Source organism: Polaribacter sp., assembly GCF_036480315.1.
In the GTDB taxonomy this organism is placed as follows: domain Bacteria; phylum Bacteroidota; class Bacteroidia; order Flavobacteriales; family Flavobacteriaceae; genus Polaribacter.
In genome coordinates, this window is record NZ_JAZGGG010000036.1 from 53337 (window position 1) to 68355 (window position 15019).

Genomic DNA, 15019 nt, shown 5'->3' on the forward strand with positions numbered 1-15019 from the left:
ATTTGCCCGCAATTATACCTTAATTGCAACATGACAGCACACAACAACAAAATTTTAGGCGAAGGATTAACATATGACGATGTTCTTTTAATTCCAGCTTATTCAGAAGTACTTCCAAGAGAAGTAAGCATTCAAACAAAATTTACTAGAAATATTACTATTAACGTACCAATTGCTTCCGCAGCAATGGATACCGTTACAGAATCTGCTTTGGCTATTGCTATTGCTAGAGAAGGTGGTATTGGTGTTTTACATAAAAACATGTCTATAGAACAACAAGCACAAGAAGTAAGAAGAGTAAAACGTGCAGAGTCTGGTATGATTTTAGATCCAGTAACACTTACTTTAGAAGCTACAGTTTTAGATGCAAAAGCAAGCATGAAAGAACATAGCATTGGTGGAATACCAATTGTTGATGAAAACGGAACTTTAAAAGGTATTGTTACTAATAGAGATTTACGTTTTGAGCATAATGGAAAAAGACCAATTGTAGATGTAATGACAAGTGAAAACTTGGTAACTGCTGCAGTAGGAACTTCTTTAAATGATGCTGAAAAAATTCTTCAAAACTATAAAATTGAAAAACTTTTAATTGTTGATGAAAATTACAAATTAAAAGGATTAATTACGTTTAGAGATATTACAAAAGTGACGCAAAAACCAATTGCAAATAAAGATACTTTTGGTAGATTAAGAGTTGCAGCAGCTTTAGGTGTTACAAGTGATGCCGTAGAAAGAGCGCAAGCTTTAGTAAATTCTGGTGTAGATGCTGTAATTATAGATACAGCTCACGGACATACAAAAGGTGTCGTTACTGTTTTAAAACAAGTAAAAGCAAAATTTCCAAATTTGGATGTTGTTGTAGGAAACATTGCAACTGGTGCTGCCGCTAAATATTTAGTTGAAGCAGGTGCTGATGCTGTAAAAGTTGGTATTGGACCAGGTTCTATTTGTACAACAAGAGTAGTTGCCGGAGTTGGTTTTCCTCAATTTTCTGCAGTATTAGAAGTTGCTGCCGCTATTAAAGGTAGTGGAGTTCCTGTAATTGCAGATGGTGGAATTCGTTATACTGGTGATATTCCAAAAGCAATTGCTGCTGGTGCAGATTCTGTAATGTTAGGTTCTCTTTTAGCAGGAACTAAAGAATCTCCTGGAGAAACGATTATTTACGAAGGAAGAAAATTCAAATCTTACAGAGGAATGGGTTCTGTTGAAGCAATGAAACAAGGTTCTAAAGACCGTTATTTTCAAGATGTTGAAGCAGATATAAAAAAATTAGTTCCAGAAGGAATTGTTGGTAGAGTTCCTTATAAAGGAGATTTAGATGAAAGTATTCATCAATTTATAGGTGGTTTACGTGCAGGAATGGGGTATTGTGGAGCAAAAGATATTGAGACGTTAAAAGAAACAGGACAGTTTGTTAGAATTACAGCAAGCGGAATTAACGAAAGTCATCCTCATGATGTAGCAATTACTAAAGAATCACCAAATTATAGTAGGAGATAATCTTTTCTAAAATATTTTATATAAAAAAACTCAAGAAATTTTTCTTGAGTTTTTTTGTTTGGTTATTCCTTTGTCTGTATTATTTATAATAAATAAAGTTTAATCACAAAACTTTAAGGATAATATAAAATTGAAAAAAAATAAGGAAGTATTCAAATTAAAAGAATACAAATAACTAGATTATTGTAGATCTTAATTATAAGCACTTTTGTCACCTTATAAACAAATTCAACATCCTACAAAATTAATAGACATCGTATTTTAAAACGATTTAGAAGTTTGAAAATCAAACCTATAAGACTTTCTTTAACAGTTGAAAATAATACATAAAGCTTCAACTACTTGAGTAAAACTCAATAAAAACCTTATTTTTGGTAATTGATTCTAATTTCAATAATTAAAGAATAGAAAAATGGCAAATACATTATTTGATAAAGTATGGGATTCACACGTTGTTCGTCAAGTTAAAGACGGACCAGATGTGTTTTTTATAGACCGTCATTTTATCCACGAAGTTACAAGCCCTGTAGCTTTTTTAGGATTAGAAAGTAGAGGAAACAGTGTTGTATATCCTGCGCGTACATTCGCAACAGCAGATCACAACACACCAACAATAAACCAACATTTACCTGTAGCAGATCCTTTATCTGCAAATCAGTTAGATGCTTTAGAAAACAATGCAAAAAAGCATGGTATTTCTCACTGGGGTTTAGGGGATGTAAATAACGGAATTGTACACGTTGTTGGCCCAGAAAACGGAATTACGTTACCTGGAGCTACAATTGTTTGTGGAGATTCTCATACATCAACTCATGGTGCCTTTGGTGCTATTGCTTTTGGTATTGGTACTTCTGAAGTAGAAATGGTATTATCTACACAATGTATTATGCAACCAAAACCTAAAACGATGCGTATTAACGTAAACGGTACATTAGGTTTAGGTGTAACACCAAAAGATGTTGCTTTATACATTATTGCAAAACAAACAACTTCTGGTGCAACTGGATATTTTGTTGAATATGCAGGAGATGTTTTTGAAGAAATGACAATGGAAGGTCGTATGACTGTTTGTAACTTATCTATTGAGATGGGAGCACGTGGAGGTATGATTGCACCAGATAATAAAACGTACGAATATTTAAAAGGTCGTGCTCAAACTCCTAAAGGAGCAGATTGGGACACCGCAATGAAATATTGGGAAACTTTGTATACAGAAGAAGGAGCAGCGTTTGATGTAGAATTTAATTATGAAGCATCAGATATTGAACCAATGATTACGTATGGTACAAACCCAGGAATGGGAATGGGCGTAACAAAATCAATTCCTTTAGCAGAAAATGTTGAAGGAGGAGTAGAAACTTACAAAAAATCATTAGGATATATGTCTTTTAACGAAGGCGATTCTATGATTGGTAAGGAAATTGACTTTGTGTTTTTAGGTTCTTGTACAAACGGACGTATAGAAGACTTTAGAGGATTTTGTTCTATTGTAAAAGGAAGACAAAAAGCAGCTAATGTTACTGCTTGGTTGGTTCCAGGATCACATAAAGTGGTAGATCAAATAAAAGCAGAAGGTTTAGATAAAATAATTACAGATGCAGGTTTTGTTTTAAGAGAACCAGGTTGTTCGGCTTGTTTGGCAATGAATGATGATAAAATTCCTTCAGGAAAATTATCAGTTTCAACATCAAACAGAAACTTCGAAGGAAGACAAGGACCAGGATCTAGAACATTATTAGCATCACCTTTAGTTGCTGCAGCATCTGCAGTAGAAGGAGTTGTAACGGATCCTAGAACATTATTAACTTAACTGTCCAAAGTAGGCAGTTTTCAGTCAAGAATTGAATTTTTGCCAACTAAATAATATTATAATATACTAAAATGACTGCCAACTGAATACTGGCAGACTGAATACAAAAAAAACATGGCTTACGATAAATTTGACGTACTAACAAGTACAGCATATCCTTTACCTACAGAGAATATAGATACAGATCAAATAATTCCTGCTCGTTTCTTAAAAGCAACAGAGCGTGTAGATTTTGATGTGAATTTTTTCCGCGATTGGAGATTTGAACAAGATGGAACACCAAAAGCAGATTTTCCTTTAAATAAAGAAATTTATGCAGGTTCTAAAATATTAGTAGGAGGTAGAAACTTTGGTTCTGGTTCTTCTAGAGAACACGCAGCTTGGTCTGTGTACGATTTTGGATTGCGTTGTGTAATTTCATCAGCATTTGCAGATATTTTTAAAAACAACTGTTTAAATGTAGGAGTTTTACCTGTACAAGTTTCAGTTGAATTTGCAGATACTTTATTTGCAGCAATTATAGCAGATCCAAAAACAGAAATCAATGTAGATTTACCAAATCAGAAAGTAACTTTGGTTGCCACTGGTGAGTCTGAATCTTTTGTAATTAATACTTACAAAAAAGACAATATGTTAAACGGTTTCGATGATATTGATTATTTAAAAAACATCGAAAACGAGATTACTGCTTTTGCAAAAACAAGACCATTTTAAAAATTATTTTTTAAGATTGCAATATGGCAAGTAGAAAGATTGAGATAATGGATACGACACTACGTGATGGAGAACAAACATCAGGAGTGTCGTTTTCAGTTTCTGAAAAATTAACAATCGCTAAATTACTTTTAGAAGAATTAAAAGTAGATCGTTTAGAAATTGCTTCTGCAAGAGTTTCTGAAGGTGAGTTACAAGCAGTTAAAAAAATAACTTCTTGGGCTACTGAACATGATTTTTTAGATAAAATAGAAGTGTTAACTTTTGTTGATGGAGGAAAATCTATTGATTGGATGGTTGATGCTGGCGCTAAAGTTCAAAATTTATTAACCAAAGGATCTTTAAACCACTTAACACATCAGCTTAAAAAAACACCAGAACAACATTTTGCAGATATCAAAGCAACTATTGATTTAGCAGCACAACTCGATATTAAAACCAATGTTTATTTAGAAGATTGGTCTAACGGAATGCGAAATTCAAAAGCCTACGTTTTTGAATATTTAGATTTCTTAACAGCTCAAAATGTAGAACGCGTTTTATTACCAGATACTTTAGGAGTTTTAACTCCAGGTGAAACTTCTGATTTTATTACTGAAGTTCGCCTGAAATACCCAACTGCTCATTTCGATTTTCATGGTCATAATGATTATGATTTAGGAGTTGCAAATGTTATGGAAGCTGTAAAAGCTGGTGCAAACGGTTTGCATTTAACCATTAATGGAATGGGTGAGCGTGCAGGAAATGCACCAATGTCAAGTGTAATCGCGGTAATCAACGACTTTTTAAAAGATTTTGAAATTACTGTAAATGAAAAAGCATTAAATAAAGTTAGTAAGTTGGTAGAAACATTTTCAGGATTTAGAATTCCTGTAAACAAGCCAGTTGTTGGCGCAAATGTTTTTACACAAACTGCAGGAATTCATGCAGATGGAGATAATAAAAACAATCTTTATTTTAATGATTTAATGCCAGAGCGTTTTGGTAGAAAACGTAAATATGCATTAGGGAAAACATCAGGAAAAGCAAATATTCAAAAGAACTTACAAGATTTAGGGATTAGCTTAAATGATGATGAATTAAAAAAAGTAACCCAAAGAATTATAGAATTAGGAGATAAAAAGGAAGTTGTTTCCCAAGATGATTTGCCATATATTATTTCTGATGTTTTAGATAGTGATACTATTGAAAAACGTGTAATTGTAGAAAATTATGTATTAGGAAGTGCAAAAGGAATGAAACCGTCTACTACTATAAAACTTAAAGTAGAAGGTGTTATTTATGAAGAACACGCCCAAGGAGATGGACAATTTGATGCATTTATGAATGCTTTAAAAAAATTATATAAAACACATAGTAAAAAAGAATTACCAAAGTTAATTGACTATAATGTTAGAATTCCGCCGGGAAGTAATTCTGATGCATTATGTGAAACAATTATTACTTGGAAAAGTGAAGAAAAAGAATTTTTAACACGTGGTTTAGATTCAGATCAAACAGTATCTGCAATTAAAGCTACAGAAAAGATGTTAAACATCATATAATTAAATAATTACAAAATGAAATTAAATATCGCATTATTAGCAGGAGATGGAATAGGACCTGAAGTTATAGACCAAGCAGTAAAAGTTTCGGACGCAATTGCAAAGAAATTCAATCATGAAATTACCTGGAACCCTGCTTTAACAGGTGCTGCTGCCATTGATGCAGTTGGTGAACCTTATCCAGATGCAACACATGATATTTGTGTAGCTTCTGATGCTGTTTTATTTGGTGCGATTGGGCATCCAAAATATGATAATGATCCTTCTGCGACAGTTCGTCCAGAACAAGGGTTATTAAAAATGCGTAAAAAATTAGGCTTATTTGCAAATGTAAGACCAACATTTACGTTTCCTTCTTTGTTAGATAAATCTCCTTTAAAAAGAGAAAGAATTGAAGGAACTGATTTAGTTTTTTTACGTGAATTAACTGGAGGTATTTACTTTGGTGAAAAAGGTAGAAGAGATGGAGGAGAAACTGCATTTGATAATTGTGTATACACAAGAGCAGAGGTACAACGTTTAGCTGTAAAAGGTTTTGAAATGGCAATGACGCGTTCTAAAAAATTATGTTGTGTTGATAAAGCAAATGTTTTAGAAACTTCAAGATTATGGAGAGAAACGGTACAAGCAATGGAAAAAAATTATCCAGAAGTTGAGGTTTCCTATGAGTTTGTAGATGCAGTTGCTATGCGTTTGGTGCAATGGCCAAATAGTTATGATGTATTAATTACTGAAAACTTATTTGGTGATATCTTAACAGATGAAGCTTCTGTAATTTCTGGTTCTATGGGATTAATGCCTTCAGCTTCTGTAGGAACTGAAAACGCTTTATTTGAGCCAATACACGGTTCTTATCCACAAGCAACAGGTTTAAATATTGCAAACCCAATGGCTACAGTTTTATCTGCAGCAATGATGTTTGAAAACTTTGGTTTACAAGAAGAAGGAAAAGTAATTAGAGCAGCTGTAAACAGTGCTTTAGATGCAGGTTTTGTAACTGAAGATTTAGCAGATGGCGGAAAAGCTTACGGTACAAATGAAGTGGGAGACTGGTTAGCGAAAAGCATTTAGAAAAATTGAGTTTATATATTTAAAAAGCTCTCCATTAGGAGAGCTTTTTTTTGTAATAAATTTATTTTATTCTTAATAATGGCTGATTTGAGCCACCGACGTCTTTTTTAATTACTTCAAACTTATCTATGTTTGCAAAGAGTTTTGTTAAGCTTTTATAACCATAACTTCTTGGGTCAAAACTTGGATCAATTTTTCTAATATTTAATCCTAAAGCAGAAATGTATGCGATATCATCTTCATTTGTAGAAATATCAAATGCTTTGTTAATTGTTTTCCAATCATCTTTAGATAGCTTCAGTTTTTCAACTACTACTTTTATTTTTGGAGCAACATTTGATTCTTTTGATTTTGCCTTTTTGATTTCAGGCTCTTCACTTTTTAGATTTTCAGTATATGTAAATATTTCACAAGATTTTACAAATGCTTCCGGAGTTTTCTTTTCTCCAATTCCCATAACATATAATCCTTCTTCTCTAATTCGTTTTGCTAAACCTGTATAATCACTATCACTTGATACAATACAAAAACCTTCAATTTTATTTCCGTGAAGAATATCCATAGCATCAATAATTAATGAACCATCTGTTGAGTTTTTTCCGGTAGTATAAGAAAACTTCTGAATTGGGCTTATAGAGTGCTGATTTATTATAGCTTTCCAACTATTCATTTGTTGAGAAGTCCAATCTCCATAAATACGTCTAATTGTAGCTTTACCATATTTAGAAACTTCTTCTAGAATTTCTTTTATTAATTTAGGTTGTGCATTATCGCCATCTATAAGTACAGCTATGTTGAATTTACTTTCCATTATTTTAACGAATTAACTATTCTTCTATTTAAGAACAGTGATTTTTTTTAGATTTATAAGAAAAGCCTCTCAAAATTGAAAGGCTTTAATTATTTTATTAATTATTTTTTATAAATTTCATCATATAAATGCTTATAAATTTTCATAATAACAGTTCGTTTCATTTTCATAGTTGGTGTTAAATGACCACCATCTATAGTCCATTCATCTGGCGTTAATTTAAAGGTTTTGATCTGCTCCCAATTACCAAAGTTTTTATTGCAAAACTTTACAGCTTTTGTGATTTCTGCAAGTACTTTTTCATTTGTAATTAATTCTTCATTAGAAGTATAAGAAACATTATTATCTGCTGCCCAATCTTTTAAATACTCAAAATTTGGTTGAATAATTGCAGCTGGCATTTTTTCATTTTCACCAACAACCATTACTTGTTCTATAAATAAAGATTGTTTTAATTCTCCTTCTAATAATGGTGGTACAACATATTTACCACCAGAAGTTTTAAACATTTCTTTTGTTCTACCAGTAATTTTTAAGAAGCCATCTTTATCAAATTCCCCTTTATCACCAGTATGAAAATAACCACCCTTTAGAACTTCTGCTGTTTTTTCTGGGTCTTTATAATACCCTTGCATTACATTAGGGCCTTTAATTAAAATCTCTCCATTTTCTGCAATTTTAACTTCCACATTATTTATAACCTTTCCAACAGTTCCAACTCTAAAGCGTCTTTCTCCATTTTGATTTACACAATTTACAGAAGTTACAGGTGATGTTTCTGTTAAACCATAACCTTCCATAATTGGCATTCCTGCCGCAGCAAAAACTCTTGTTAATCTTTGTTGTAAAGCAGAAGCTCCAGAAACCATTATTTTAAGTTCACCTCCTAAAGCAGCTTGCCATTTAGAGAAAATAAGTTTACGTGCTAAACCCAATTGCTTTTCGTACCACCAACCATTTGCTCCATAAGGCTCATATTTTAAACCTAAATCTACAGCCCAGAAAAATAATTTCTTTTTTATACCTGTTAAATCTTCACCTTTTAAAATGATTTTATCAAAAATCTTTTCATATAAACGCGGAACAGCCGTCATTACATTTGGTTTAATATCTTGCGCATTCTCGGTTAGTTTATCAATTCCTTCTGCAAAATATATTTCCGTACCACAAAATTGATATAAATATAAAATCATTCTTTCGAAAACATGACATACAGGTAAGAAGCTTAATGCTTTATCTTTCCCTTTTTCTAACGGAACACTTTCTTCACTTGTTAATACATTAGAAACTATATTTCCGTGAGATAACATTACACCTTTTGGTCTTCCTGTAGTACCTGAAGTATAAATTAAAGTAGCTAAATCGCTAGGTTTTACAGCGCTTTTTCTAACTTCAACTTCATCTTGGTTACTAGTGTCTTTACCAGCTTCTAAAACTTCGTTCCAACTTTTCTCATCAGTAATTTCATCAAAAGTAAAAACTCCTTTAAGTTTTGTATTACCTTTAATTTGATTTAATTTTTCTATGATTGTTGTGTCCGAAACAAAGCAATAAGTGGCTTCAGAATGGTTTAAAACATATTCATAATCTTCTTTAGAAATAGTTGGGTATATAGGAACACTTTGGGCACCAGTTTGTAAAATTCCGATATCACAAATATTCCATTCTGTTCTGTTTGTGGTAGAGATTATCGCAATTTTATCATTTGGTTGGATCCCTAATTTTAACAACCCTCGACTTATAGCATTCGCTCTATCTATATATTCTTGTGTAGAGGTAGAAACCCATTTACCATCGTATTTTGTAGTAAGTGCTTTTTTAAGATTGTATGTTTCTAACTGATAATAAGGAAAATCAAATATGCGTGTAATTTCTATTGCCATAAATTTCTATTTTGAAGTATTGCAAAGTAGTAAATTTACATTGATTTCGCAAATGATAATAAATACTCATTTTAATTAAGAATTATATATTTTTTGATGTAATTCTTTGTATTTTTCTTTTATAATCTTTCTTCTCATTTTCATTGTAGGAGTTAAATGACCAGCTTCAATAGTCCATTCATCTGGAGTGATTTCGAACTTTTTAATTTGTTCCCACTTTCCAAATTTTTTATTGTAAAAGTCTACTTCTTTTTGAATTCTTTCAATCAGTTTTTTATCAGAAGTTATTTCTTTAATTACATGGTTTTTTCTTTTTGCCCAATCATTAACAAAATCTAAATGAAGTTGAATTAGTGCTGCGGGCATTTTTTCACCTTCACCAATAACCATAATTTGTTCTATAAAACGAGAATTTTTGAACTCACTTTCTAATGCCGATGGTGCTATATACTTTCCTCCTGAAGTCTTAAAAATTTCTTTTTTTCTATCAGTAATAGTTAAGAAACCTTCAGAATCTATTTTTCCAATATCACCAGTATGCAAATAATCATTGATAATTGTTCTGTTAGTTATTTCTTCATTTTTGTAATAACCCATCATTACATTATCACCCTTTATTAAAATTTCTCCATCTTCGGCAATTTTTATAGTTATATCCTTTAAAGGTTTACCAACGGTTCCTATTTTTAATCCATTATTTCGAAGATCATTTATGGTTCCTGCTGGTGAAGATTCTGTCATTCCGTAACCTTCATAAATAGGAATTTGAGCCGCAGTAAAAACTCTAATTAATCTGTCTTGTAAAGGAGCACTTCCAGAAATCATGAATTTTAAATCACCACCTAAAGCTTCCCTCCATTTAGAAAAAATTAGTTTATTAGCAATTTTTAATTTAAAATGATACCAAACTCCATTTTTATTATAGGGTTCATATTTTTCACCTAATTCTAAAGCCCAAAAGAAGAGTTGTTTTTTAAGTCCCGTTAATTGGCTTCCATTATCTACAATTTTATCGAATATCTTTTCTAATAATCTAGGTACAACTGCTAAATAACCTGGTTTTACTTCTCTGATATTGTCGCCAATTTTATCGATACTTTCTGCAAAGTAAATTTCACTTCCATTGTATAAATTTAAATAGGAAGCAGTTCTTTCAAAAATATGACAAACAGGTAAATAGCTTAAAACACGTTTGTTCTCTTTATTAAAGTCTAGAGAGTTCATTGTTGTAATAACAGTAAAGACAATGTTTTTATGACTTAATAGCACACCTTTTGGAGTTCCGGTTGTACCAGAAGTGTAAATAATTGTAGCTAAATCTTCTGGAAGAATATTTTTTTTAAGGGTTTCTATTTTTTGTTGATAGTTTTCTTTATTACCTAATTTTAAAAAGGAACTCCAACTGTATTCTGTTTGTATTTCTTCCAAAGAAAATACTCCTTTTAATTGTGTTTTATCTAGAACAGATTTTACTTTTCCGTATAATTCATTATTAGAAACAAAACAATAAGTAGCGTCTGAATGATTTAAAATATAAGCATAATCTTTTTCTGATAATGTTGCATATAAAGGAACATTTTGTGCACCAATTTGTAGGATTCCGATATCTAAAAAATGCCAATTAGGATTATTGTTTTCTGTAATTACTGCAATTTTATCATTTGGTTTTACACCTAATTTTAATAGGGAACTACTTACTTTATTTGCTGAATGTATGTATTCTTGAGTAGAAATACTTTTCCACGTATCATTCTTTTTATAGTTAAAACATTTTTCTTGAGGAGCGTTTTCTAATTGGTCATAAATGAAATCGAAAATGCGAGAAATATTTACAGACATACATTATTATTTAGAGACAAGATAATAAAATATTTTTTTAAATATTAAAAGGCTAGTATTTAATCTCACCCTATTAGTTGAAATCATTTGATGAAATGACTTAAGGAGAATTACATTTATGAAAGAATATTTATTGAAATTTAAAGCAAAAAAAACTAGCTTACCTTTAAAAAGTAAGCTAGTTAAATATTTTTGGTTAGCCCCTAATCCAACCAATCCTATCGGTCGCAATTTATAAATATTAAATAAACTGTATATGCGTATAAATACCTATTTTTTGTCTACAAGATATTTACTGAAACTTTTTCCGTTTATTTTTGTGTATTTAGAGTCAATATCATAAGCAACATCCATATTAGATATATCAAAATCACCATCAACATTCATATACTTTATATTTAAGTCTTCTTCAAATTTTGAATTTTTAAAAGAAACTCCATCATTAAATTTTGTGTATTTAAAAATTGCAGAATCTTTAAAAACTGAATTAGAAAAACTTACGTTTTTATTAAACTTCGCATATTTAAAAGTTGCAACTTCATCAAATTTTGAGTTTTGAAAACTAATATCTTGATCAAATTTCGCATATTTAAAAGTAGTGTCATCGTCAAAAGTAGTACCAGAAAAATCTGCATCTCTCTCAAAACGAGAGTATTTAAACATAGCTTTTCTTTGAAAGTTACAGTCTTTAAATATTGCAATATCTTCAAAATTTGCTGTAAAAGTGTAACCTGAATCTTCATCTGGGATATAGGCTAAAACATCATCTTGAAAAGTACAGTTTGTAAAAGAAATTTTTACATCAATTAGTTTTTTAATTACATTTGATGAATTACCAGAATTCCAATTAAACCAACCACTTTTCTTTTTCTTTGGTAGTTTTTCTAAAGCTAAATCCATATAAGTAAAGTCTAAAGTACCAACAATTGTTTTGTTACTATAAGATATAGATTTTCCTGCTTTAATATCTTTCATAATATCTTTTGCCTCAATTGTTTTTTGAGCAAAAGAAATAGAACTAACTAAAAATAAGCTAATGGCTAAAAGTGTGAATTTATTTTTCATTTTATTTGAGTTTTAAAGTGTTTTATTAAATGACCACTCAAAAGTTAAAACGTGACAGTTTTTATAAAATAAATGTAATTATAAACGTTGTTTTTTCATTTTTAGAATTAAAATGAATGCTTCCTTTATGTGCTTCAATAATGCTTTTAGTCAATGTTAAACCAATTCCAGAACCATTTTTACGGGTTGTAAAATAAGGGACAAAAATATTTTCTTTAATTTCATTAGAAATACCAATTCCGTTATCAGATATTTCTAAATGTAATCTACTATTATCTTTTGAAAGCTGAATTTCTATTGCTGGATGTTCAGTTCCTGTAAGTGCATACAAACAATTCGAAATTAAATTAATTAAGATTTGTTCAATTTGATTTTTATCAGCATTGATAATAAAATCATCTTTTGCATTAAAAATTAAGTTGATTTTTTTAACTAAAAATTCTTGTTTGTATAATTCTAAAGTATTCTGAATTGTTTCCGTTAAATTAATTTCTTTCTTATTTGGTAAAGGTAATTCCGCCAATTTTCTATACGTATCTACAAAAGAAGTTAAATGTAACGAACGTCTTTTAATAATACTTAAACCTTGTGAAAGTTCATCAATTGTATCTTCGTCTGTGTTTTCTTCTTGTAATAAAGAGTGTAGATTTTCAGCTAAACTACTAATTGGCGTAATGGTATTTATAATTTCATGAGACATTACATTCATTAATTTATACCATGCTTCTTTTTCCTTTTTGTCTATTAATTGCTGAATCGTTTCCAAAGAAACAACCAAATAGCCAAACTTATTGGTTTTAGTTACTGATGTTTTTAAGAAAAATTCTTCTTTTTCTTCATTGATGGTTAATGAAATTGTGAGCCTATTTTCTTTCCATTCATCAATATAATCTGTTAATGTTCCAATTTTTTTATTAAGAAGGTTCCAATTGTAAAATTTAGGAATTTTTAAAAAGGAAGCAAATGCTTTGTTCAGTTGGAAAACAGAAATTATTCCATTTGTGTCTTTTTTCAGGATTAAAATACCGATTCCTAAACTTTCAATAATATTGCTGAATATTAATTGTTCAGAAGATTTTTGAAGACTTTGTAATCGATGTTTTTCTAATAATAATGCAGTTTTATTGTGTAATGGGTTTTTTCTTTTTTCTAAAGAAATTGTATTGGAATAATCATCAAATAATAAACAATCTATTGATTTTTCGATGTCAGTAAATAGCTTTAAAAGATATTCTGTAAATAAGTAAAACTGAAATAATAGCAATAGAGAAAATCCAATAGTGTTTACATAGAACCCTTTTTTAAAACTAAAAAAGATAGCTACACCATTCACTATCAATAATAGTATTCTAATTATAATTTGTATGTATTGTGGTTTTCCCATTTATAATTGATGCTTCTCTAATCTTCTATACAAAGCAGCTCTTGTTAGCCCTAAATCTTTAGCGGCTCTAGAAATATTGCCTTGGTGTTTTTGAATGGCTTGCTGAATTAACACTTTTTCTGTTTCTTCTAAATTTAAATTGCCCTCTAAATTTATGTCTAATTTTTTTGTTGAAAAATGCAAATCAGAAATTTCTATTTCATCATTATCTGTAATAATTACAGCACGTTCTACAATATGTTCTATTTCCCTAATATTTCCTGGCCAATGATAATTTTCCATCGCTTTTAAAGCTTCTGAAGTAAAATTTTCTATCTTTTTTCTGTATTTTTGTGTCAGTTTTCCAAGAAAATGAGTGGCTAATAATTTAATATCATTTGTTCTTTCACGAAGTGGAGGCAAGTTTAGTTCAATCGTATTTATTCTGAATAATAAATCTTGTCTAAACGTTTCTTCATCAACCATTTTATGAATTGGTGCATTTGTAGCACAAATAATTCTCGCATCAATTTCTGTTTCTTTTCCTTCACCTAAACGTGTCACTTTTCGATTCTGAATAACCGTTAATAATTTAGATTGTAAATGGAGTGGGAGGTTGCCAATTTCATCTAAGAAAATAGTTCCACCTTTTGCCAATTCAAATCTTCCTAACGTATCTTTATGCGCATCAGTAAAAGCACCTTTTACATAGCCAAACAATTCACTTTCAAACAAGTTTTCATTTAAAGAACCTAAATCTACGTGTATAAATGGATTATTTTTTCTATTAGATTGCAAATGAATCTCTTTGGCAAATACAAATTTCCCTGTTCCGTTTTCGCCTAAAATTAAAACATTGGCATCTGTTGGTGCCACTTTTTTAACCAAATTCATAGCAGATTGCATTGCAGAAGAAGTACCAATAATATGTTCTGTTTTTTGATGAAAATCTTTGTCTTGTCTTTCTTGAATAGTTTCTAATTGCGTATTTTTTCTTTTAGAACGAGATAATTCTACACCAGCATTTACAGCAGCATATAATTTTTCTGTAGTCCAGGGTTTTAAGATAAAATCAGTTGCGCCTTTTTTAATAGCGTCTACAGCTAAATTTACGCTTCCAAAAGCAGTCATTAATATAATAGTGGTTTCTGGGCTAATTTCTTTGATGTTTTTTAACCAGTACAAACCTTCTTTACCATCTTCAAAACCAATTCTATAATTCATATCTAACAAGACAACATCAATGGTGTTTTTTGTTAAATGTGAATTGATGTTCTTCGGATTATTTTCGGTAACAATTTTAGAAAAGTATTTTTTTAAGCTAATTCTAACCGAAAATAAAATATCATCATCATCATCTACTATTAAAATGTTGGCTTCTTTTTTTCTCATAGTACATAAGTAGTGTTTTGT

General features: G+C 30.4%; 11 protein-coding genes. 5 read left to right on the forward strand and 6 right to left on the reverse strand.

From position 1 onward, the window contains the following. Nucleotides 1-30: 30 nt before the first annotated feature. From guaB to leuB, 5 genes are all read left to right on the forward strand, one after another. Complete coding sequence (guaB, locus tag V3V28_RS07145) at nucleotides 31-1506, forward strand: IMP dehydrogenase (protein WP_331364335.1); 1476 nt, start codon at nucleotides 31-33, stop codon at nucleotides 1504-1506. 412 nt (nucleotides 1507-1918) lie between these two features. After that, nucleotides 1919-3316 (forward strand): 3-isopropylmalate dehydratase large subunit, encoded by a 1398-nt coding sequence (leuC, locus tag V3V28_RS07150; protein WP_331364336.1) that lies wholly within the window; start codon nucleotides 1919-1921, stop codon nucleotides 3314-3316. A 114-nt stretch (nucleotides 3317-3430) separates the two neighbouring features. Beyond that, nucleotides 3431-4030, forward strand: a complete 600-nt coding sequence (gene leuD / locus V3V28_RS07155; RefSeq protein WP_331364337.1) for a 3-isopropylmalate dehydratase small subunit — start codon at nucleotides 3431-3433, stop codon at nucleotides 4028-4030. Between the two features lie 23 nt (nucleotides 4031-4053). Further along, on the forward strand, nucleotides 4054-5574 hold the full coding sequence (locus tag V3V28_RS07160) for an alpha-isopropylmalate synthase regulatory domain-containing protein (protein WP_331364338.1): 1521 nt from the start codon (nucleotides 4054-4056) through the stop codon (nucleotides 5572-5574). Between the two features lie 15 nt (nucleotides 5575-5589). Next, nucleotides 5590-6645: a 3-isopropylmalate dehydrogenase gene (gene leuB / locus V3V28_RS07165; protein WP_331364339.1), complete on the forward strand. Its 1056-nt coding sequence runs from the start codon at nucleotides 5590-5592 to the stop codon at nucleotides 6643-6645. A 61-nt stretch (nucleotides 6646-6706) separates the two neighbouring features. On the opposite strand, the gene V3V28_RS07170 is transcribed toward leuB, so the two are convergent. The 6 genes from V3V28_RS07170 to V3V28_RS07195 all read right to left on the reverse strand — a co-directional run bounded on the left by V3V28_RS07170 (nucleotide 6707) and on the right by V3V28_RS07195 (nucleotide 14998). Further along, nucleotides 6707-7456: an NYN domain-containing protein gene (locus V3V28_RS07170; protein ID WP_442957524.1), complete on the reverse strand. Its 750-nt coding sequence runs from the start codon at nucleotides 7454-7456 to the stop codon at nucleotides 6707-6709. 101 nt (nucleotides 7457-7557) lie between these two features. Continuing rightward, nucleotides 7558-9339, reverse strand: a complete 1782-nt coding sequence (locus V3V28_RS07175; protein WP_331364340.1) for an AMP-dependent synthetase/ligase — start codon at nucleotides 9337-9339, stop codon at nucleotides 7558-7560. Between the two features lie 75 nt (nucleotides 9340-9414). Further along, complete coding sequence (locus tag V3V28_RS07180; protein ID WP_331364341.1) at nucleotides 9415-11178, reverse strand: AMP-dependent synthetase/ligase; 1764 nt, start codon at nucleotides 11176-11178, stop codon at nucleotides 9415-9417. A gap of 270 nt (nucleotides 11179-11448) precedes the next feature. Next, nucleotides 11449-12243 carry a pentapeptide repeat-containing protein gene (locus tag V3V28_RS07185; RefSeq protein ID WP_331364342.1) on the reverse strand — a complete coding sequence of 265 codons (795 nt, stop codon included), beginning with the start codon at nucleotides 12241-12243 and terminating at the stop codon, nucleotides 11449-11451. A 61-nt stretch (nucleotides 12244-12304) separates the two neighbouring features. After that, nucleotides 12305-13627 carry a sensor histidine kinase gene (locus V3V28_RS07190; protein ID WP_331364343.1) on the reverse strand — a complete coding sequence of 441 codons (1323 nt, stop codon included), beginning with the start codon at nucleotides 13625-13627 and terminating at the stop codon, nucleotides 12305-12307. Beyond that, nucleotides 13628-14998, reverse strand: coding sequence for a sigma-54-dependent transcriptional regulator (locus V3V28_RS07195; protein ID WP_331364344.1), 1371 nt, complete (start codon nucleotides 14996-14998; stop codon nucleotides 13628-13630). Nucleotides 14999-15019: the final 21 nt, after the last annotated feature.